Annotated in this window: 19 protein-coding genes; 13 read left to right on the forward strand and 6 right to left on the reverse strand. The window is 59.6% G+C overall.

Features of this window, described 5'->3' with window-relative positions; all coding sequences use genetic code 11:
• Positions 1–561 precede the first annotated feature (561 nt).
• Entirely contained in the window at positions 562–951 is a 390-nt protein-coding gene (locus Q4610_RS08495; protein ID WP_304535585.1) for a single-stranded DNA-binding protein, read from the forward strand.
• A gap of 115 nt (positions 952–1,066) precedes the next feature.
• Here Q4610_RS08495 and Q4610_RS08500 read toward each other — a convergent pair whose 3' ends face one another.
• Positions 1,067–1,297: a DUF6437 family protein gene (locus tag Q4610_RS08500; RefSeq protein ID WP_234007349.1), complete on the reverse strand. Its 231-nt coding sequence runs from the start codon at positions 1,295–1,297 to the stop codon at positions 1,067–1,069.
• Between the two features lie 323 nt (positions 1,298–1,620).
• Between Q4610_RS08500 and Q4610_RS08505 the strand changes: the two genes are divergently transcribed.
• A complete protein-coding gene (locus Q4610_RS08505; RefSeq protein WP_007688359.1) occupies positions 1,621–1,857 on the forward strand; it encodes a hypothetical protein in 237 nt (78 codons plus the stop codon).
• Between the two features lie 102 nt (positions 1,858–1,959).
• On the opposite strand, the gene Q4610_RS08510 is transcribed toward Q4610_RS08505, so the two are convergent.
• Positions 1,960–2,154 carry a hypothetical protein gene (locus tag Q4610_RS08510; protein ID WP_196276513.1) on the reverse strand — a complete coding sequence of 65 codons (195 nt, stop codon included), beginning with the start codon at positions 2,152–2,154 and terminating at the stop codon, positions 1,960–1,962.
• A gap of 440 nt (positions 2,155–2,594) precedes the next feature.
• Here Q4610_RS08510 and Q4610_RS08515 point away from each other — a divergent pair, with 440 nt between their 5' ends.
• The 4 genes from Q4610_RS08515 to Q4610_RS08530 all read left to right on the forward strand — a co-directional run bounded on the left by Q4610_RS08515 (position 2,595) and on the right by Q4610_RS08530 (position 8,588).
• Positions 2,595–2,927 (forward strand): hypothetical protein, encoded by a 333-nt coding sequence (locus Q4610_RS08515; RefSeq protein ID WP_147161120.1) that lies wholly within the window; start codon positions 2,595–2,597, stop codon positions 2,925–2,927.
• On the forward strand, positions 2,917–5,313 hold the full coding sequence (locus Q4610_RS08520) for a type IV secretion system DNA-binding domain-containing protein (protein WP_304535586.1): 2,397 nt from the start codon (positions 2,917–2,919) through the stop codon (positions 5,311–5,313). The genes Q4610_RS08515 and Q4610_RS08520 overlap by 11 nt, the downstream gene beginning before the upstream one ends.
• Positions 5,314–5,350: 37 nt before the next feature.
• A complete protein-coding gene (mobF, locus tag Q4610_RS08525) occupies positions 5,351–8,278 on the forward strand; it encodes a MobF family relaxase (protein WP_304535587.1) in 2,928 nt (975 codons plus the stop codon).
• A 70-nt stretch (positions 8,279–8,348) separates the two neighbouring features.
• The gene (locus Q4610_RS08530; protein WP_101794613.1) at positions 8,349–8,588 is read left to right on the forward strand and encodes a hypothetical protein; all 240 of its coding nucleotides are present in this window, start codon (positions 8,349–8,351) and stop codon (positions 8,586–8,588) included.
• A 23-nt stretch (positions 8,589–8,611) separates the two neighbouring features.
• Here Q4610_RS08530 and Q4610_RS08535 read toward each other — a convergent pair whose 3' ends face one another.
• The 4 genes from Q4610_RS08535 to Q4610_RS08550 are packed head-to-tail and all read right to left on the reverse strand — an operon-like array spanning position 8,612 to position 10,190.
• Positions 8,612–8,809: a DUF6961 family protein gene (locus Q4610_RS08535; RefSeq protein WP_304535588.1), complete on the reverse strand. Its 198-nt coding sequence runs from the start codon at positions 8,807–8,809 to the stop codon at positions 8,612–8,614.
• Positions 8,809–9,114 (reverse strand): DUF5818 domain-containing protein, encoded by a 306-nt coding sequence (locus tag Q4610_RS08540; protein ID WP_304535856.1) that lies wholly within the window; start codon positions 9,112–9,114, stop codon positions 8,809–8,811. The genes Q4610_RS08535 and Q4610_RS08540 overlap by 1 nt, the downstream gene beginning before the upstream one ends.
• Complete coding sequence (locus tag Q4610_RS08545) at positions 9,111–9,536, reverse strand: thermonuclease family protein (protein WP_304535589.1); 426 nt, start codon at positions 9,534–9,536, stop codon at positions 9,111–9,113. The genes Q4610_RS08540 and Q4610_RS08545 overlap by 4 nt, the downstream gene beginning before the upstream one ends.
• Positions 9,537–9,548: 12 nt before the next feature.
• Entirely contained in the window at positions 9,549–10,190 is a 642-nt protein-coding gene (locus Q4610_RS08550) for a S24 family peptidase (RefSeq protein ID WP_007688341.1), read from the reverse strand.
• Positions 10,191–10,598: 408 nt separating this feature from the next.
• On the opposite strand from Q4610_RS08550, the gene Q4610_RS08555 reads away from it, so the two are divergent.
• From Q4610_RS08555 to pglX, 7 genes are read left to right on the forward strand one after another with little or no spacing between them, the layout of a single operon-like run.
• Entirely contained in the window at positions 10,599–11,471 is an 873-nt protein-coding gene (locus tag Q4610_RS08555; protein ID WP_304535590.1) for a WYL domain-containing protein, read from the forward strand.
• Positions 11,468–12,091, forward strand: a complete 624-nt coding sequence (locus tag Q4610_RS08560) for a DUF1819 family protein (protein ID WP_304535591.1) — start codon at positions 11,468–11,470, stop codon at positions 12,089–12,091. Before Q4610_RS08555 ends, Q4610_RS08560 begins: the two co-directional genes overlap by 4 nt.
• Positions 12,091–12,702 (forward strand): DUF1788 domain-containing protein, encoded by a 612-nt coding sequence (locus tag Q4610_RS08565; RefSeq protein ID WP_304535592.1) that lies wholly within the window; start codon positions 12,091–12,093, stop codon positions 12,700–12,702. Before Q4610_RS08560 ends, Q4610_RS08565 begins: the two co-directional genes overlap by 1 nt.
• 10 nt (positions 12,703–12,712) lie before the next feature.
• Positions 12,713–16,282, forward strand: coding sequence for a BREX system P-loop protein BrxC (gene brxC / locus Q4610_RS08570; RefSeq protein WP_304535593.1), 3,570 nt, complete (start codon positions 12,713–12,715; stop codon positions 16,280–16,282).
• Positions 16,282–17,442: an AAA family ATPase gene (locus Q4610_RS08575; protein WP_304535594.1), complete on the forward strand. Its 1,161-nt coding sequence runs from the start codon at positions 16,282–16,284 to the stop codon at positions 17,440–17,442. Before brxC ends, Q4610_RS08575 begins: the two co-directional genes overlap by 1 nt.
• Positions 17,439–18,002, forward strand: a complete 564-nt coding sequence (locus Q4610_RS08580) for a hypothetical protein (protein ID WP_304535595.1) — start codon at positions 17,439–17,441, stop codon at positions 18,000–18,002. Before Q4610_RS08575 ends, Q4610_RS08580 begins: the two co-directional genes overlap by 4 nt.
• Complete coding sequence (gene pglX / locus Q4610_RS08585; RefSeq protein WP_304535596.1) at positions 18,002–21,514, forward strand: BREX-1 system adenine-specific DNA-methyltransferase PglX; 3,513 nt, start codon at positions 18,002–18,004, stop codon at positions 21,512–21,514. Before Q4610_RS08580 ends, pglX begins: the two co-directional genes overlap by 1 nt.
• Position 21,515: the final 1 nt, after the last annotated feature.

The raw sequence follows: 21,515 nt of genomic DNA on the forward strand, positions 1-21,515 counted from the left end.
ACGCTGTAGATCCCCACACCTCCCTGACTCGGCAGAAAGGCTTCAAGGTGGACGACTTTTACGCCGCCCGCAGCAGGACTATCCCGCCGCTACCGTGGTCGAATATTGCTCCGCCGTTCTCACGCCGCAGGCCTGGATGCTTCGAGGCAACCCTCTGGACGGCGCTGAAGGGGTGACGATCGATATGCCTCTCTCCGGTGAAGCAGTTTCGTCCAGGAGTGAGCCACCGGTTGGAGGATCGGTCAGTATCGTGATCTAGGAAGGGGTTCTCCGTTGGAAGGTCGGGCAGGGATGATCCAGTCAAGACCGGAGGGAAACGAGTCAGGGCTGACCTGTTCAAGGCATCCAGCTCCACCCGGCTTCGATGCAAACCTGTCCCTGAATCACCCCCCGTCGAGACGCGCAACCCGGATCAGGTCCGGCCGAGTTGCCGGGCTGTGCCCGGCCGCCCGCACCACCCGAACCAGTTCCGGGTTCCCCTTCGGTGCGCTTCGCCATGGGGCGCTTCTGCTCGGGTTTGCAGCCGGGATGGACCCGGACTGCTCGATCAGGAGAAAGCCCATGACCAACCTCGTTATCCTCGTTGGCCGCATCGCTCGCGACCCCGAAACCCGCACCACCCAGGGTGGAACCAGCATCACCTCGATCTCGGTCGTGACCGACCGTCCCGCCCGCAAGGATGGCAAGACCTACAAGGACGAAAACGGCTACACCGCCAAGGACAAGGAATTCCACCGGATCACCTGCTTCAACGGCCTGGGTCAGAACGTCGCCAAGTATTGCACCAAGGGTCAGCTCGTGACGGTCGAAGGGCGCATCCACTACACCCAGTGGGAAGATCAGAGCGGCGCCAAGCGCTACGGCTGCGAGATCATCGCCGACAAGGTCGACTTCCTCACCAAGGGCCGCTCCGGCAGCAACGAGGGTGCTCCCGATATCGACGAGGACTGAATGTCCTTGCCTCACGACAAGGCCCCGGTGGCAGACGCCATCGGGGCCTTTTCTATTGCACGCCGGCGATGCGGCGGCGCCGGGCATCGAACCCCTTGCCGCCGCGGGATGGGCTTTACGCGGGAGCAATCCGCTTCAGCGTTTCCTCGATCCCGAGCGCCATCGATGCGCGAACGATCTGGCGTAACTGTGCCGGTTCGATCATCTCCGCGCCGCACTCGATCAGCAGCTTTCCGAGTTCGGTCGCTGCTTCTTCGCGGAGACGTGCCTCCTCGTTCTCAAGTTGGGCACGCTGTTCACGCAGCTTCTTCAAGGCATCTCGTGCAGTGGGTTTGGACCTGGCCATAGTGCTTCCTTCTCGCTGGCCGTTGGTCCCCTCCGCTGACGATCTTGGCACTGCGGGGGCATGTAGGAAAATGGTTTGTGGGGCAGGCGTCGCGCTTCTGCGCAGGCGTGGGAGAGGTCTCTCTCGCAGAAAGACCAAGTGTGATGCGGGTTTTGGGGCTGCGTCAAGGACGACGGGGCCCCACCATTTTTACCGGGCAAGCCCGGCAAAAATCGTTGCCCCCATCGCCGCTTCGCGGCCGCTATCGCGGTCCCTGACCCAGCCCGTCACCCACATCCTTCGCAGCTCCTGATGCGACGCATCGAACATCAGGAGGAAAGATCATGTACGCTTCACTGAACATTGCCGCTGCTGGTCCCGCCGCCGATCAGGCAGCCTTCGTTGCTGCACTGGATCAGGCCCATGCCCGGTCCTTTCACAGCTACTTCACGCAGTACGTCCTGACCGATGACGAGGCAGGCTATATCGCGGTCGATGAAGGCGATTACGGTGCCTTGCCCAAGGCCATGCTGGACCGGGTTATTGACACCGTGCCGGGCCGTCTCAGCGATGAATTCTGACCCGCCGGTTTGGGAGGAAGTCCATCAGGGCTTCCTCCTTTCTTTTTGCTCGCAGACCGCTGCGGCATATCCCAGCCGGTCCGGGAAGGCGCGGCGCCAGCGTCACTCGGCGATATCGGGACGGTCGAGATCGGTAAGCCGCTCCGGCATATCCAGGACCTTCAATGCCGCGGCCTCGATTGCCTCTGCCTGCGTCGGGAAAGCCTCGGAAGAACTGATCGACACCCCGTTCGGGTAAGTGACTGTCGCCTGGAAGCCGTTGCCCTTCGGTGTCGCGCTCAATGTAACCTGGCCCATGCGGCGCTTCCTTTCCGCCCTCATTAATGCCGGCATCATAGGCGCCGATCCTGCCGATGCCTATCAGGATCCGGGCGACGGCAGCCTGTTAAGCGCCGCCGCTTCTCGCGGTCACAAACCGCATCATCCGTTACAGGCTCAATAGCTGGTTCCTGTGCTCGCAGCTGGGGACTTAAGAGCACACCCTACGCGACAGGTCGCAGGAAAGGTGGGCGAAAAAAATATGCAACCACAAAGGAATAGATCGAGTTTTGTGAAATGGCAGCTTCTCCGTCAAAATTGACGGGGGCGAGGGGAGTTACGTGGATTTGACCAAGGTCAGGTCAAAAATGGCGGGATTCCGCAGCCCTTGATGTTCTTGACATGTTCTTGAATCTGACTTAGCTTCGATCGTGCCTTTCGCAGTGTGAACCGGGCTCCTGACCACAAGGAGTCCGTGCATGACACGGCCAATCTGTCTCCAGGTTTACATCTCCAGCGAGCTCAGCTCGCTGATCCGCAAGGCTGCCAAGGCCAAGGGGATCAGCATGAGCGAGTGGGTTCGCGCCCTGCTCGCCAATGCCTGCACCGAGGACGAGCTTGCCTCGCGGCTCGACGCTTCCATTGAGCGCATTTCCCGCCGCTCGGTGTTCCTCATGGTCGGTGTGGATGCGCTGCTGGCAGGTCACCCCGATCACGCGCTGCGCGGCCGGGCGCACCAGGCTTACATGCGCAAATGCAAGGAGCTCGGCCTTTCCGCCGCTAGCGGCGAGGGAGGTTCCGATGAAGCGTAACCTCGTCAATTTCACGCGCGGCAGCCAGCTGCTCGGACACTTCAGCTTCATGTTCGCGGCGGGTCTCAAGGGCCCACTGATCGTTGCCGCTCTCGTGATCTCATGGACCTCCTGGTGGACCATTTCGGCAGGGCTCACCGATCACGAAGTCTATCTGGTCTGGATGCGGATCTACGCTGCCATCTACGGCTTCATGGAGTTCGATCCCGCCAAACGGATCACCTTGGAAACCGCCTTCGGCGCGACCATCCAGTTTCCGATTGCCCAGCTCGAGCACTACCCCCCGGTGGTCCATGCGTGGGAGAAGCTGATGGCGCTTCTGACCAGTGCCTTGTGGCGTTCCGGGTTCTTGTTGGTCCCCGCATTTGCCGCCTTCTACTGGTTCGCCGAGCGGTTCGGTGGCCGCTCCAAAGAACGCAAACACGAGCGCGGCGCGATGCTCGTTACGCTCCCTGAACTCGTCGATGAATTGACCGCACACAACCGGCGCGAGCGCTCCCGTGAGCTGGATACCGCGCTGGGCTGGAAATGGCGCCTCAGTCTGCCGCGAGAGATCGCCCGGGTCTTTCCTTATCGGCCATCGCACATCGCCACGGTCTCCTATCCCTGGCGGCTCGAACAAAGCCATGCGATGCTCATTGGCACCACCGGTATGGGCAAGACCGTGGCGATCTCCGACATGATCGCGGAAGCAAGAGCCAAGGGTCAGCGCTGCGTGGTCTTCGATCTGACCGGGGCCTTTATCGAGCACTTCCATGCTGCCCATTGCGACATCATTCTGAACCCGCTCGATGCGCGCTGCCCCCAGTGGAGCCTGTTTGACGAATGCCGCTCCGAAGGTGAGTTCTGGGCCGCCGCGGACGCCCTCGTCCCCCATGACGGGGGCGGAGAAGCCCAGTTCTGGGTGATCGCTGCTCGTGCGCTGTTCGTCGAATTCTGCCTCAAACTTGTGGCCGAAGGCAGAGCGACCAACGATGCCCTGGCGCGGGAGCTGATGACCGCGGACCTCTCGCGCGTTCATGCCATGATGCGCGGAACGATCGCCGATCCGCTGACCGCGCCGGAAGCCGCACGCATGGCGGAATCGATCCGCGCCGTCTTCAACGTGAACGCCAAGGCGCTCAAGCTGCTGCCCACTGCCGGACCTCGTTTCTCGGTCCGCCAATGGATCGAGGACGGGACCGCTAGCGCCAGAGGCGAAGGCTCGATCCTGTTCATTTCGGCTCGCTATGTCGACATGAGCGTCTGCGCGCAGCTGCTCACGCTCTGGCTCGATACCGCCATGAATACGCTGATGACGATGCCCCGCACCCGCGATCTCAAGTGCTGGTTCTTCGTCGATGAGCTGGGTGCATTGCACCGCCTGCCGGCGCTCGAGAAAGGCTTGCAGACAGCGCGCAATTTCGGCGGCGCGATTGTCCTTGGCCTTCACGCCTATGCCAAGCTCAAGGAGGTCTACGGCGAGAACATGGCGATGACGCTGGCATCGCTCGCCCGGACCAAACTGATCCTTGGAACCGCCGACCGCGAGACGGCCACCTGGTGCTCCGACTTCATCGGCCATCGCCAGGTCAGGGACATGGAAGAGGGCTACACCTATGGCTACAACAATGCCCGTGATGCGGTCAGCCTCACCCCGCGCAAGCACATCGAGCCGCTCTTGCTGCCCGACCAGCTGATGAACCTTCCGCGCCTTTCGGGGTACATCAAGTTCCCTGATGGCTTTCCCGCCGCACCGGTCAAGCTGAAGCCCGTCGACCGACCCAAGCGGGCGGAAACCTTTATCGCCAGGGTCAAGGACAGCCCGAAGGCAAGGGTCACGGAGATCCATCCGGCGGCGGAGCAGGCAGAGCAGAAGGCAGCGCCGACAGGCGGCGAGCATCCCTCGTCGAACGACGACGGCGCCGGCAAGCCGGTCGTCCCGAAGCAGGGCGAGCTCGCCTTCGACCAGGGTGCGCGAGCTGCCTCGAAAAAGGAGCCTGAAGCGCCTGCCAAGGATCTTAGGCGAGCAGTGGAACGCACACCCGGCAAGACGTCGAAGGAGCGAGAACCGGCAACTCGTTCCGGGCAAGACAAGGCGGGCAAGGCCAAGACGGACCGGTCGAATACCAGAACCGATGCTCCGCCGCGAAAGACTGGACCTTCCGCCCGCCCACTTCTCCCGACGGGCGAAGCCGCAGCGATTCCGGATCAGCCAGCTTCTGCCAAGGGTGCAGCCCGGCCCGGTGCGCCCGACACTAAGGCGCTGCAAGAGGACAAGCCGGACACCCCGAAGAGCCGAGGCTCCAGCGATGCCGCCGCGCGCAAGCTGATGCTCAAGGATGGTCTGCGGGAGCATGAGCCTCCGCCGATCACTGGTCCCGATCTTGGCGACATGGAGATGTGAGCATGTCGCTGAGCTCCTCGGTATCGGGGACCGACCCATGCTGTCGGTAGCCAATGTCCGCACAGCAGGCGGCGCGGCCAACTACTTCGCTGCCGACAATTACTACACGCGGGCTGATGCCGATCGCTCGGGTGAATGGCTGGGCAAGGGCGCTGCGGCGCTCGGGCTTACTGGTTCCGTAGACGCGCGGCAGTTCGAGGCGGTCCTTAAAGGACTGCTGCCCGATGGTAGCCGCGTCGGCAGTGACAACCGGGCGCACCGGGCGGGGACCGATCTCACTTTTTCGATGCCGAAAAGCTGGTCGGTCCTCGCTCTGGTGGGCGGCGACAAACGGATCCTCGACGTCTACGCTGCGGCCGTCCGGGAAACCCTGCGCTGGGCCGAGAAGAACCTCGCCGAGACCCGGATGGAGGTTCGCGGCAGGGAGCGAGCCGTTCAGACCGGCAACCTTGCGATCGCGCTGTTCCAGCACGACACCAATCGCAACCAGGAGCCCAACGCTCACTTCCATGCCGTCATTGCCAATGTGACGAGAGGGGCCGATGGCAAATGGCGGGCATTGCGCAACGACAAGCTCTGGCAGCACAATACCCTCCTCAATGCCATGACGATGGCGCGGTTTCGTCTGAGCGTCGAAAAGCTCGGCTACGAGGTCGGTGAGTTCGGCAAGCACGGCAATTTCGAGGCCGTCGGGGTGCCCAAGCCGGTCCGCGATGCCTTCAGTTCGCGGCGAGCGGAAATCCTGGAAGCGGCTGCCCAGATGAACTTCTCAGGGCCAAGCGTGCTCGACGCCGCAACCCTGATGACCCGGGCCGACAAGGGGCGGATCGAAGACCGCGATGCGCTGACGCAGCAGTGGCAGGAGACCTCCGCCACCCTGGGGTTTGAACCCGCTATGGTCATTGCCAGAGCCAATGCTCGCAGCGCGCAGGATCTTGGCAATGTGAGCGGTGTTGGGCCCACGATGCGCGCGCTTGTCCGCAATGTTCAGGCCCTTGCAGCCTCCTTTGCCGAGCGCCTTGGCCTGCGGGAAGGTGACCAACTGATACCTAGCAGGCTGACCAATCGCAGCGTCGAGCAAGTCGCCGCAATTCATGCAGTCGCCTCGGCTGTCCGGCATCTCGGCGAGCGGGAAGCTGCCTTCACTCGGGCCGAGATCTACCGCGCAGCGCTTGGCTTTGCGCTCCCGACTTCACTTGCAGACATCGAGCAGCGCGTCGACCAGCTGCTTCGCCAGGGTCATCTGGAGAAGGGCAGGGGTGCCGACCGGGAATTGCTGACGACACGCGATGCCATAAGCCTCGAACAGCGCATCATTGCCGGGGTTGAAAAGGGGCGCGGGGCTGCGCCGGCGATTGTTTTTCCCGACCTTGCTGGGTCCCGTCTGCAGGCCCTGTCCCAGATCAAATATGGCCTGACCTTAAACGCTGGACAGGAAGGGGCAGGGCGTCTGCTACTTGGCTCGAACAATCGGATCGTCGCGATCCAAGGCGTCGCGGGCGCAGGCAAGAGCACGGTCCTCAAACCCGTCGCTGATATCCTGCGCGAGGAGGGAAGGGCCGTGCTCGGGCTCGCGGTGCAGAACACCCTGGTCCAGATGCTCGAGCGCGATACCGGCATTCCATCGATGACGGTGTCGCGGTTTCTCGCCCGGCACCGCGATCTCCTTGAAGGGGCCGATGCGGACCGTCTCGCCGAGGCGCGGGCCGACATGCGCGGCAGTGTCGTGCTGCTCGATGAGGCATCAATGGTCGGCAATGCCGACAAGGAGAAGCTTGTGCGGCTGGCCAACCTGCTCGAGCTCGGCCGCTTTGCGAGCATTGGTGACCGCAAGCAGCTGGGTGCCGTCGATGCAGGAAAGCCGTTCGATGTGATGCAGCAAGCCGGGATTGAGACGGCCGTCATGAGCACCAATCTCCGCGCACGGACAGAGGGCCTTCGAGATGCACAGCAGGCAGCGCAAGAGGGGCGCATTGAGGATGCCATGCGCCATTTGGCACCCCAGGTGATCGAGGTGGGGAACGATGCTGCTGTCGAAGCCGCCGCAGCCTGGCTGTCGCTCTCGACCGCCGAGCGCGAGGCAACCGCAATCTATGCGTCAGGCCGCAATTTGCGCAGCGCCGTGAACGAAGCGGTGCAGACTGGCCTTCAAGCGAGCGGCGAGCTTGGTCCTGAAACGATGCGGCTCCAGACCCTCTCGCGCGTCAATGCAACCCGCGAGGAGCTGCGCTATGCGAGCACCTATGCGCCCGGCATGGTGGTCGATGTCGCGCGGCGTCAGCGCAGCCAAGGCCTAGCAGCAGGCGAATACCGTGTGGTCGGAACCGATGTGGCATGCGAGCGGGTCACGCTGCAGAACGGGCGTGGCCGCCAGTTCGAGTTTCGTCCCGGTCAGATCAGGCCGCAAGGTGAGCAGGATCCGCTGCGCCTTTTTGAAGTCCGCGCCCTCGACATTTACACCGGCGACAAGATCCGGTGGACCGAGACCGATCACCAGCGGGGCCTGCTCAATGCCGACCAGGCCCGGATTGTTGCAGTCGACAAAGAGGCTGTCGTGGTGAAGACATCCTTGGGCGCAGAACACAGGCTGGAGCAGGGCGACCCGATGCTCCGCCGTCTCGATCTCGCCTATGCTCTCAATGCCCATATGGCTCAGGGGCTCACATCGGATCGCGGTATTGCGGTAATGGATAGCCGCGAGCGCAATCTCGCCAACCAGCATACATTCCTGGTGACAATCACGCGGCTGCGCGATGGCCTCACCCTCTATGTCGATAATGCTGGCAAGCTCGAAGCGGCGGTCGAGCGCAATGCCGGCATGAAGCGCTCGGCGCTGGAAACGGTCGATCTCCTCCGCGATGCGGCATCCAATGGGCAGGCTAAAGATCGTGTGGCTCCTGAGCAGACACGTAAACCGCCAGAGCTTGATCGGTCGATCACCAAGCCCTTCGAAATCGGCATCTAGCGTCCTGCTGTCCCCATGCGTCCGCACATGGCCGGTTGACGAGAAGTTCTTTATTTGTTCTCATTAGCCCATGCCCCGAATCTCCGACGATATCCTCCTCACCCATCTCGAAGTCGCGCTGGCCGTTGCGCCGGAGCACACGCTCGTCCGTCTCAATGCCGATGATCCACGCGCCCAGCGCAGCGCCAGGGTTGATCTGGCTCGTCATCTGGTCGAGCGCATGCGCGGTTTCACCATCGAAGGCGACAGCCATGGCGGTCCAGGCGCGCAGCCGTGCCTGTTTCCGGGCGATCTGTCGCCGATCGGATGAACTGGTAGTCTTCCCGAGGAGGGTTACTGTAGTGGCCGGTCCGGGGCGTTGGAGCTCAGCTGGACAATTCGCTCCGCAATAGCCTGCCATGTCCGAATGCCTTCCTCGTCGCCAGCAAGTGCGAGCGCCCCAATCTGCTCGGCGACGTGCAAGGGAGCCTTGTCCCCATGAGTTTGCAGGACATGGTTGGCGCAGGCCCAAAGCTCCCAGTCGCTCAGCATCAGCCCAGCACGCTGACAACACCGCTAACCGCCGCGTAGAGACCGTAGGCGACGAAGGCTGCGGCAAGGAGCAATTCGAGGCGGAATTTGAAGACAGACGGTCGAGGCTGTCCGGCTGGCCATATCTGGTCACAGACAAACCCGTTGAACCCCGAAAGCTCCCCGACCACTTCAACGCGAGAGCCAATGAATTTGCGTACCTGGCGGGTGTTGTCGAGTTCCCAGATCCCGCCACCGTGAGTTCGCAGCACCGGTCCGTTGGCCGCCCGTTCGACGACGCCGGCCAGATGCAAGGCACTGGTCACCGGCAAGCCGGGCCTTTCCAATAGCGATCCCAGCGCAGGACCGTGCCGGTCTTGATCATGGCGCATGACAGATCAGCACCTGACGGCAGACGGCACCAGGCAGCGGTCCTGTTTCCGCCAGCGGCCCCCTCGGATCGGCATGTCAGCCGCGGACCTCTGACTACCACGTGGCCGGTTGAGATCGTGCCCTTCGCGCCGCCCATCAGCCGTACCAGCGCATCGCGTGCCTCAAGCGCCGTGGCAGCGGGGCAGGGTTGATTGGTGCGGCATGTGCCGTCCATTTCCCGGGCCGCGATGCCCGCGATCCTCAGGTGAGGGCCTTCCGCACACCAGACCGGACCATCACCATCCCAGACATGAGTGGGCGTGCAGGTAAATGTCTGCCCGGAAGCGACGATCGAAGCGGCAACCAGGGTAAGCATCAGAATGCCACCTTAGAGCGCCCGTCCGAACCAGAGAACCCGTCCGACGATATTGAGCGTGCGTTTCTCGAGGCCGCGCCAGCTTGGATAGGCCGGGTTGTCGCTCAGAACCGACGCCCGCTTGCCCTGCGGTTCGAGGGCAATGCGCTTTACGCTCAACATGTCGTCCATCCGCAGGACATAGATCCCGTCTCTCAGCCGCGACTGGCCATCCCCGAGATCGACCATAACCTCGTCGCCATCGTGGAGGGTTGGCTCCATGGAGTCGCCATGGACCGCGATAATCGAGAGGCTCGATGCCTTGCTCGCGGTCAGTCGGCGCAGCCACTTCTCGTCGAAGCCGAACTGCGCGGATTTGGCTTCCATTTCGGCCAGAGCGCCGTGGCCGGCTGATGCCTCGACATTGAGCAAAGGCACATGGACGAGCTCGACCACCGGGCCTGAGCGGCGGGCAGGGGCTCCAAGAACCTTCTCATCGACTCCGAAAAATCGTGCCAGAACCGAGCGATCCTGCTCGTCCAGCTGCCTCGGACTGCCGCGCCGAATGTACTGCTGGATGTAAGCGGCATTGCGCCCCAGCAGGCGCGAAACCGAGGAGTAATTCACCCCTCGTTGCTGGATCAGTTCGTCCAGGGCTCTCCGTGCGTCGTCCATGACTGCCAGTCCTATCGCGGGCACCTAGGAAAATCGATCCTAGACTCTAGGAAGCCTTCCTAGTAAGAACATAACAAGAACGCAAGCTTAAAGCGAGTCTATGGCGATGGAGCTACTGGAGCAGATCGAGGCATATCTGGCGCAAACACGGACGTCGCCGAGCACCTTCGGTCGGCACGTCGTGGCAGATCCTCGTTTCGTTCAGGACCTTCGGGACGGGCGCAGGCCGCGCCGGAAGACCTGCCAGAAAGTGTCGGAATTCCTTGCGAGCTCAGAGGCAGTTAGCCGCAGGTAGATTAGCGAAATCAGGGCCAGCAGCTTTCCGAATCTCGTTGCCTCGACATCAAGCATCCATTACGCTTACCCATACAGAAACTGGTTTAGCCCAGTTTCTTGGGGGATCTGGGAATGGAAAGCGATTCGGGATTGAGGCGCGGGGTTGAGAGCCGCCTTGAATTCATCGAATTCAGGCTCTTCTGGGAAGGGCATGTCAACCGGAGTGACCTGATCGAAGTTTTCGGCGTTTCGATCAACCAGGCTTCGACGGATCTGAACAGATATCTCGGCTTGGCTGAAGCGAACATGGTCTACGACAAGAGCGCTAGGACTTACGTTCGTAGCTCGTCGTTCACCCCCGTATTCCACCAGCCCGACGCAGCTCAGTATCTCTCCCAGCTCAGATCGCTCTCTGACGGAATCATTAGCGCCGACGACAGCTGGATCGGAGGCTTGCCCAGTTTCGCCTGTGCCCCGACGCCCGCCCGGGGTGTATCGCCCAAAACTCTGAGGGCCATCGTAACGGCGATCAAGCGGCACGAGGCGATCGAAGTCTTCTACCAATCGATGTCTTCCCTTGAGCCTGCTTGGCGGTGGATCGAACCTCATGCCTTGGTGTTTGACGGCTTCAGATGGCATGCTCGCGCGCATTGCCCACGCAGCAGCGCCTTCAAGGACTTTGTTCTCTCGCGCATCACCGATACGCGCTCATCGAAGCCGGCAGATGCTAGGCCTTCAGGCGATAGCGAATGGGAAGAGCAGGTTGAGCTGCAGATCGCGCCTCATCCCGAATTGAGTGCTGGTCAGCGCAAGGCGATCGAGCTCGACTACGGAATGGAAAGGGGCGTGACGACCATCCCGGTTCGAAGGGCTCTCCTCTACTACGCACTGAAGCGCCTTGGGTTGGACACCGATCCGGCAGCCCGTAGGCCCCAGGACCAGCAGATTGTGCTCTTGAACGCGGCCGAGGTGGCGCTCTCGCTCGGGAACGGCGCCAACTTATGACTCAGAAGGCAAATACCTCAAAATATCGGATGTCCTTCGGCACCGGCGGCCTGTTCCTGAACGAGAGCGTTGCGATCGCACGCCTCTATCAAGAGCTAGGAGACTGGACTGCGGTCAAGAAGGCTGCGGGAGCAAAGGGCGTCATTCCATTCCGCAAACAGTCATCGGTGACCCGCTCGGTCCGGGAGATCGCCAATCGCCTCGAAGTTCTCAAGGCGGATGAGATCGATCTGCTTTGTCATGGTGATTACGCGGATCAGCTTTCGGTCCTCTGGCTGGCACTGTGCCGGGGCTATCGGTTCATCGGTGAGTTCGCGGTTGAACTCCTGTCCGAGCGTTTTCTAAGTTTCCGCACCCACATCACCTACGACGACTTCGATGCGTTCTACGCGGCCAAGGCTGAATGGGAGCCAGAAATCGAAGCGATCAGCAGTTCGACCCGCGAAAAACTGCGTCAGATCCTGTTTAGGCTCATGAGAGAGGCGGGGATCCTTAACCAGGAGGATCACATTTGTCGGGCGCTGCTCTCGCCGAGCTTCACGGCCCTGATGGCTCAATCTGACCCGCATGAACTGCGATATTTCCCGGGCGCGGAGCTCGGCAGGCAAAGGGACGCCTGATGACAAGAGATACAAACACGATGACGCCTCGAGAGCGTCAGGACCATTTGCTGGAAGTCGTTTCAAGCCAGCGTTTTCTCAGGAAGCTGGGCCTGGGGAACGAGGTTCCTTTCTTCATCTGCCCTTTCCCGGCCAGCGACGCTGTGGACATGGAACAGGTGCGGGGCCAGCTGGTCAGACAGCTCGCTAATCGCGGCGTCACGGCACTGGACGTCAATCTCTATGATCTGGCTATCGATATACTCCGCGAGCGCGGGATCTGGGATGAGCTGATCGATGCCGAACCGGGGGTAACAAAGGACGAGCTGCAAGAGCTTTTGCAGAATGTCCTTGATCCCGAGACCCACCTCATCCCCGAAATCGGCAAGAGGCTGGCAAGCCAGACGTTTGACGTCCTGTTCCTTTCCGGCGTGGGCGAAGTCTTCCCCTATATCCGTTCGCATAACGTGCTGAACAATCTGCAGAGCACGGCCAAGGAAAAGCCAACGCTGATGTTTTTCCCTGGAAACTACACACACGCGTTGGCCAGCGGGGCTTCGCTGGATCTGTTCGGAATTCTGCACGACGACAAATATTATCGTGCATTCAACATCTTCAATTACGAGGTCTGAGGGGGCTGATATGACCATTTTGCGCGACATATTTGAAAAGCCCGTCGACCGTCCGATTGAAGGCGTCATCAAGGCAGACGATGACGCGAGCCTGCGGATTGAGCTCGAGGAATACGTTCTCACCAACGAGATCGAGAAGCAGATCGAGAAGTTTCTCGACGCCTACAAAAACTACACAACCGCCAATGGCGTCTGGATCTCCGGCTTTTTCGGTTCTGGCAAATCGCACCTTCTCAAGATGCTGGCGATGGTCCTCGAGAACCGCAAGGTCGACGGAGCAACGGCCTATGAGCTGTTCAAGGACAAATGCGCGGATAACGAAATCCTCTCAGCCGACCTGAAGCGTGCAGTTTCGATCCCGTCGAGGAGCATCCTGTTCAACATCGACCAGAAGGCCGATGTCATTTCCAAGGACCAGATCGACGCGCTGCTATCGGTCTTCCAGAAGGTCTTTGACGAGGCCTGCGGCTACTATGGCAAGCAGGCTCATATTGCCCAGTTCGAGCGCGATCTCGACAGCCGCAATGTCTTCAGCGCCTTTAGAGAGGCCTATCAGGCGATTGCCGGCAAGCCGTGGGAGCGCGGGCGGGAGCAAGCCCTGCTTGAGGGCAGCAACATCGCCAATGCTTATGCAAAGGCGACCGGCGCCGATGCGTCAGAGGCAGCCGGGATTCTCACCAAGTACCGCTCGGATTACAAGGTTTCGATCGAAGATTTCGCCGACAAGGTGAAGGCTTACATCGATGCTCAAGGCAAGGATTTTCGCCTCAATTTCTTCGTTGACGAGGTCGGCCAGTACATCGCTGACAACGTCAAGCTGATGACCAATCTCCAGACAATCGCCGAGAGTCTGAACACCAAATGCCGCGGGCGGGCATGGATCATCGTTACCGCGCAGCAGGACATGAATGCCGTCATCGGCGACATGAACGAGCGGCAGGAAAACGACTTTTCCAAGATCCAGGCGCGTTTTGCCAACCGGATGCCGCTCAACAGCGCGGACGTGGCAGAGGTGATCCAGAAACGCCTGCTGAAAAAGACTGAACTAGGGGTTGGGAGCCTCTCGGATCTGTACCGCCGCGAGAGCAACAACATGCGTACGTTGTTCGATTTTGCGGATGGTTCGATCCATCTGAAGAACTTCGAGGACCGCGACCACTTCATCCACAGCTACCCATTCATCCCGTATCAGTACCCACTGTTCCAGATGGCCATCCAGGGGCTGTCGCAGCACAACGCGTTTGAAGGCCGGCACAGTTCGGTCGGCGAGCGTTCGATGCTGGGCGTGTTTCAGGAGGTCGCCATTCATCTGGCTGAACTGGAGCTTGGCCAGATTGCGACCTTCGATCTCATGTTTGAGGGGATCCGAACGGCACTCAAATCCAGCGTTCAGCAATCCATCCAGATTGCCGAACGAAACCTTGGGGACGATTTCGCCACGCGCATTCTGAAGGCCCTGTTTCTCGTCAAATATGTGAAGCCCTTCAAGCCGACGGCCCGCAATATCGCGATCCTCATGCGCGAGAAGTTTGACGAGGATGAGACCGCGCTCAAACGCCGGGTCGAGGCGGCTCTGAGCCTGCTCGAGCAAAACACCTACATCCAGCGCAATGGCGACCTCTTCGAATTCCTGACCGACGAGGAAAAGGATGTCGAACAGGAGATCAAAAACGTCGATGTCGATGCCACCGAGGTCGCTCGGGAATTGGAAGCGCTGATCTTTGATGGAGTCATCAAGGACCGTAAGATCCGTCATGACGGGGCGGCCCATGACTACTCATTTGCCCGCAAGCTCGACGACCGCCTTCAAGGACGGGATTACGAGCTTTCGATCAATGTGGTCACGCCTTTCCACGAGCATAGCGGCAACGCCGAGGCGCTGCGTATGGGCAGCATGTCAAACGACGAACTGGTGATCCTGCTCAAGGCAGACGACCGCTTCGCCCGTGACCTGGTGATGTACAAGCAGACAGAGAAGTATGTCCGCCAGACCCGGGCGACCGCTCCCCAAGCCTCGATTGAACGGATCATCAGCGAGAAGGGGCAACAGAACGCGAACCGCTACAGAGATATTTCAACTCGGGCGAGAACGCTGGTTGCGGACGCGCAGCTGTTCGTCCGCGGTGAGGAACTGGATTTGCGCGGCGAAGATCCACAGGCGCGAGTCCGGCGCGCATTCCAGATGCTGGTCGACAAGGTCTACACCAATCTGCCGATGCTGCGCGGTGCGACCTATGCCGAAACCGATATCGGCCGCTTCCTGAGGCAGACCAATGACGGTGCGCTGATCTCGGGTGCCAGCAACCTGACCGAAGCCGAGCAGGAAATCCTGAACTTTGCACAAGGCAACGTCCGCACCGGTGTTCGCACGTCGGTCAAGGCGATCGTCGAGAAGTTCGAAGTCAAGCCCTATGGCTGGTCCAATGCCGCGATCCTCTGCACTGTCGCCAGCCTATTTGCCCACGGCAAGCTGGAAGCCCGCTCGGATGGCGCTCCGCTGGAAGGGGATGCGCTGGAAAAGGCGCTGAAGAATGCGCATGCACTGGCGAACATAGTTCTCGATCTGCAGGTAGAGTTCACCGCTAACCAAGTGCGCACCCTGCGGGAATTCCATGCCGAAATGTTCGACAGCCAGCCTGTCGCTTCAGAGGCAAAGGCCCTCGGCAAGGAAACGGGAGAGGCTATCACGAAGCTGGTGGCTGAGCTGGTAGCGCTTGAGGAACGGCTCAAGGACTACCCGTTCCTCGCGGCGATCACACCGGTCATTGCAAAACTGCGCGAGGTGGAGGGCAAGGCATATGGCTGGTACTTCACCGACCTCCCTCGCCATGCAGACGCATTGCTCGATGCGAAGGAGCAGGTCATTGACCCTATCCGACGCTTTATGGGCGGGGCCCAGCGTAAGATCTATGATGAGGCCCGGAACTTCCTTGCCGAGCAGGTAACGAACCTGTCCTACACCGGCAGCACTCAGGCCGAGGCCATCCGGTCAGTTCTGGCCGATCCGCTCTGCTACAAGGGCAATGCGATCCAGCAGGTAAAGGCAGAGCTCGACAAGCTGCGTGCCAGTGTCGATGCCTTGCTGGTGCAGGAGCGGGATAGTGCTCTTAAGGGTCTGGCCGAGCTTAAGGCCAAGATCGAAGCCGTACCAGAATTCAAGCAGCTGGATGCCGCAGCCAAGGCTGGGATCCTCAGCGAGTGCGAGGCCGCTGAGACCAGCGTCCGCAATGCCAAACTGGTGGCTATGATCCGCGAGCGTACCGCCAATTTCCGCTCGGAAACCTATCCAGCATTGCTTGGAAAGGTCGCCCGGCTGGCCACGCCAACGGCGCCGCCAGCACCTCCCGCCAACGAACCGCACCAGTCGGAGGAAAGCGCGGTGCAAGAAGCGCCCGCAGGAGGGATCACGCCGCAGCCAGTTCCGCCTCCTTCGCCAGTGGAGTATGTTTCGACTGCCAATCTCAAGGTCAGCTTCGCCAGCCCGTATCTCGCCAGCGAGGCGGACGTCGAGACGTATTTGCAATCCTACCGCGAAACCCTGCTCGCCGAAATTCGCAGCGGCAAGAGGATCACGGTCTGATGATTGCGGGCATTCAAATCGAGAATTTCACCGCGTTCGGGAACCTGGACATCCCGTTCTCGCCGCGCATCAACGTGATCATCGGTTCGAACGGAACCGGGAAAACGCACCTGCTGAAGGCAATCTACGCACTTGCAATCGCAAGCCAGCCGGCATCGGCGGTCGAGGGCTCAGAGAAGGACGCAAACCCGCAGCTGACGAACAAGCTTCTGCGGGTATTTTCTCCCGGTGAGAGCAGAATTGGGGCATTGCGGGCCCGGGGAGCGCCTGGACGCGCCAGGCTGTGTCTGCAGGGCAGCGATGACACCCGTGTTGCCCTTTCATTCAGCGCTAATTCCAAAGGCGTTCAATTGGAGGGGGGCGCTCGCTCCGAAGTGCAGTCCCGACCCGTGTTCATCCCGACGAAGGAAGTCCTTTCGCTGGTTCGTGCAATGCAGGACGCAACCCATGATCGCGCGACCGTCGAGATGATTTTCGACGATACCTACCTCGATCTGGCCGCGCTCTTGGCAAATCCCGGCTTTGAGGATGAGGCCGCAACCCTTTCAGAGGATCCTAGGCTCTCGAACATCGTTCGCGAACTGGTCGCCCTCGTCGGGGGGCGTTACCGGTGGGCGAATGAAGGCGGATTTCAGTTTGAACCCGGGGAATATGAGGAAAGGGCCGACCCGGACCGCTCGCGCTCCAAAACCGCGCAAATGTATCAGGACTCCACGGTCCTTCGCTTCAAATCCAAAGGCGGGGAGCCGCTGTCAAGCAGCATGACGGCCGAAGGGTACCGGAAAATTGGTGTCCTGCATCGCCTGCTCTGCAATGGCTCGATCAACCCGGGGAGCACCGGCATCCTCTTGTGGGATGAGCCCGAGGCAAACCTGAATCCCGCGCTCATGAAAGAGGTGGTTCAGGTACTCCTCGAGCTATCGCGCAACGGCCAGCAGATTATTCTGGCTACGCACGATTATGTCCTGCTGAAATGGTTCGATTTGCTCATAGACCGCGGCAAGGAAGATCACATCCGGTTTCACGCTCTTTGTCGTAATGTTGGAAATGACAGGATCACTGTCGAGACGTCTGAGAACTACTCTCTGATCTCCAAGACGGCAATTTCTGACACCTTCGCCGAGCTATTCGACGAAGACTTGGCCAGGGCTTTGGCATGAGCAACGTCGTGAAAATGTATCGGGCCGAAAAAGAAGCGGATTTGGAATTCGCGTTCCCCGAGAGCCTCCGCTGGGATGAGCTGGACATTCACGGCATTAAGCTGCCGGTCCAGATGAAATTTGTCGACATCGTTATAGAGAGGGAAGAGGATGTCTTGCTCGTCGAGATCAAGGATCCTTCGAACGTCAAATGCCCCGAAAAGGAGCGTCAGAAGTATTTCAAGCGCCTCACGGACAATTCGATCCTGACGCAGGAACTGACGCCTAAGGCCAGGGACTCCTATACGTTCCTCCATTTGATGGAACGAGATAGCAAGCCGATGAAATACGTTGTCTTGCTAGGGCTGGAAGCTTTCGACCCTGATCGACAAAAGGCGCTGCTGACGGGCTTCAAAGATCGCCTGCTGGCTGACATTCGATGTGAAGGGCACCTGCCGTGGCGGCGTCAACACATTGCGGATTGCGTCGTCCTTTCCGTGGACATCTGGAACAAAATATTCGCCGACTGGCCCGTGACCCGGGTTTCCGCAGCGGCCGCAAGTGAAGGGGCAGCTGCCTGATGGATACCTCAAAGCTCAAGAAATTCGCGCAGTTTGCCCGCCGCACCCTGATCACGCAGGTCAGCGCCAAGCTTGAATCCGTCGTTGCCGAAAACTCGGCGGGCCGGCGAGAGCATCCCGATGCAATGCGGAAGTTGGAGACAGCTATCGCCAAGGACGGAAAGGATCAGGTGGTTGAGCGCGTCGCCTACACCTGGTTCAATCGCTTCTGCGCCCTTCGCTTCATGGACGTGAATGAACTGAACCCCGTCCGCATCGTCTCGCCTGTCGCAGGCCAGTTTCAGCCAGAGATCCTGGCCGAGGCCAAGGCTGGGCATATAGACGAGGGCCGCGTGCCCGACAGGATCCGCGAACAGGTCCGCAGCCTGCTGGATGGCCGCACGCCCAGTGCGGATGCCCAGACCGAGGCCTACCGGCTGCTTATCGTCGCCATTTGCAATGATCTGCACAAGGCAATGCCGTTCCTGTTCGAACGGATCGACGACTACACAGAGCTTCTTCTGCCCGACGACCTTCTGTCGAACGCCTCGATCCTCGCCTATGTGCGCGAGGCCATGACGCCGGACGTCTGCGAGGATGTCGAGGTTATCGGCTGGCTCTACCAGTTCTACATCTCGGAGAAGAAGGACGAGGTTTTCGCCGGGCTGAAGAAGAACAAGAAGATCACCGCAGAAAATATTCCGGCGGCGACCCAGCTTTTCACCCCGCACTGGATCGTGCGCTATCTGGTGGAAAACTCACTGGGGCGGCTGTGGTTGCTGAACCGCCCGAACTCAAAGCTGGCGGCGAAGATGGATTATTACATCGCGCCGGAAGAGCCAGAGACGGATTTCCTGCGCATTTCGCGGCCTGAGGATATCCGCATCTGCGACCCGGCCTGCGGGTCGGGCCATATGCTGACCTATGCCTTTGATCTGCTTTACGCGATCTATGAGGAAGAAGGGTATGAAGCGGCCGAGATCCCCGGGCTGATCCTGACGCACAACCTGTACGGGATCGAGATCGATGACCGCGCGGGCGCCTTGGCGGCGTTTGCGCTGACGATGAAGGCGGCGACAAAGCTCGGACGGCGGCGGTTTCTGAGGCAAGCGGTGCAGCCGAACATCTGCGTGCTGCAGGATGTGCGTTTCACCTCATCCGAGATGCAGGACGTTGCCGCCGTGGTGGGCAGCGATCTGTTCACCGCCGATTTTCGCAAGACGATGGGGCAGTTCGAGCAGGCCAAGAACTTTGGCTCGCTGATCGTGCCGAACTTGCGTGATCCTGCGGAGGTTTCCCGGATTGTGCGGTTGCAGGATTTCGGCGGCGACCTGCTGCTGCGCGAGGTGCAGGAACGTGTGCTGAAGGTTTTGGAGATGGCTGAGGCTCTCTCGCCAAAGTACCATGTCGTCGTCGCCAACCCTCCATACATGGGCGGTGGCGGAATGAACGATCGCCTAACCGAATGGATAAAGGCGAACTACCCCGACGGGAAGTCGGATCTATTTTCAGCTTTTATCCAACGCAATTTGATGATGTGCAGCCGGAATGGCTACGTTGCGATGGTTACGATGGAAAGCTGGATGTTTCTCTCGTCGTTTAAAGAATTAAGGCAAAAAATACTCAAAAATTCTTCCATTAATTCAATGGTCCATATGCCTTATATTGGAAAAGGCGGGACAAGCATGGGAATTAATTTTGGAACAACTGCATTCTTATTGCATGAAAATGGAAGTCAAGCTGCCGTCGGTACATACTGCTGCCTCCGATATTATGAGGCGGACGATAACGGGGTCCCCTTGCAGTTCCCCCCAAGAAATGAACGCTTTTCTACCGTTCCAGGTTCGATATTTGCTGAAATGCCAGGGGCACCGATCGCATATTGGGCCAGCGAAGGTCTTCGTGCGACATTTGCAAACAATCCTCGGCTTGGGGAGATTGCTGAGCCACGCAAGGGCATGGTTACAGCCGACAATCCGCGCTTTATTCGTAACTGGAGCGAAATTTCCAATAACCGTACTTGCCGGTCCGCGAGCAGTCGCGAAGATGCGAAAGAATCGAGGGCTAAATGGTTTCCGTATCTTAAAGGAGGGCAATTTAGGCGCTGGTACGGGAATCAAGAATGTGTTGTAAACTGGAAAAACGATGGATCAGAACTATTAAATATGAAGGGTAATGGGTACAAAGTAGGATCAACTAATCACAATTTAGATTATATATTTTATCCAGCGATAACATGGACAAAGGTGACATCGGGCAAAAATGGATTTCGAGTAAACGGAAATGGATTTTTATTTGATGACGCCTCCGGATTGTGTGCGGTAAAGGATAAAAACGAATTCTACAGCGTAGCGGCATTTCTCAATGCCCCAGTTGTGTATTCAGCGATAGCATCCCTTAATCCTACGATGAACCTCAATCCAGGAACATTGGCAGATGTTCCCTACATTTCGTTATCAAGCGTAGGGGACAATGCGCTCCGCTGCGTTGTGCTCTCTCGAGCTGATTGGGATGCACAAGAGGTTTCATGGGATTTCACAACGCTGCCACTTCTCTCAGTCGATTTCCGGGCAGAAACGTTTGAGCTTAGTTATGCCCAACTACGTGCCTGTTGGGCCGACATGACAAACGAGATGCGACGGCTGGAGGAAGAGAACAACCGCATCTTCATTGACGCCTATGGCCTGCAGGATGAATTGACTCCCGAGGTGCCACTGGAGGAAATCACCCTCACCTGCAATCCTGCCTACCGTTATGGGGGCAAATCCACTGCGGAGGAGTTGGAAACACGGCTGCTGGCCGATACCATTGCGGAATTCCTGCACTACGCCGTGGGCTGCATGTTTGGCCGCTACAGCCTTGACGCGCCCGGCCTGATTCTGGCCAATCAGGGCGAAGGACTGGCTGATTATCTTGCTCGCGTGCCGCAGCCCACTTTCGAGCCGGATGCCGACAACGTCATCCCGGTTCTGGACGGGGACTGGTTCGCCGACGACATCGCCGAGCGCTTCCGCAGGTTCCTACGCGTGACCTTCGGCGAGGCGAAGTTTCAGCAAAACCTGGCCTTCATTGAAAGCGCACTGGGCAAGGACATCCGCAAGTGGTTCACGAAGGACTTCTTCGACTACCATGTCCGGCGTTTCAAAAAACGCCCGATCTACTGGATGTTCGCTAGCCCCAAGGGCAGCTTCCAGGCGCTGATCTACATGCACCGCTACCGGCCGGACACGGTCAGCGTGGTGCTGAACGACTATCTGCGTGAGTACCGCAACAAGCTGGAAGCACACCGCAAGGCCCAGGAGGCGCAGAGCATCAACCCCGAAGCCACGCCCGCCCAGCGAACCAAGGCGCTAAAGGAGGTCAACGAGGCGACCAAGGTGATCGAGGAGCTCGATGCATACGAGCGCGACGTGCTCTATCCGCTTGCCACGCAAAAAATCGAGATCGATCTCGATGACGGCGTGAAGGCCAACTACCCGAAGTTCGGCGCGGCGCTCAAACCCATCAAGGGCTTGTCGGATGCGGATGACTGAG

The sequence above is a fragment of the Sphingobium cyanobacteriorum genome (assembly GCF_030580935.1).
GTDB classification, from domain to species: Bacteria; Pseudomonadota; Alphaproteobacteria; order Sphingomonadales; family Sphingomonadaceae; genus Sphingobium; species Sphingobium cyanobacteriorum.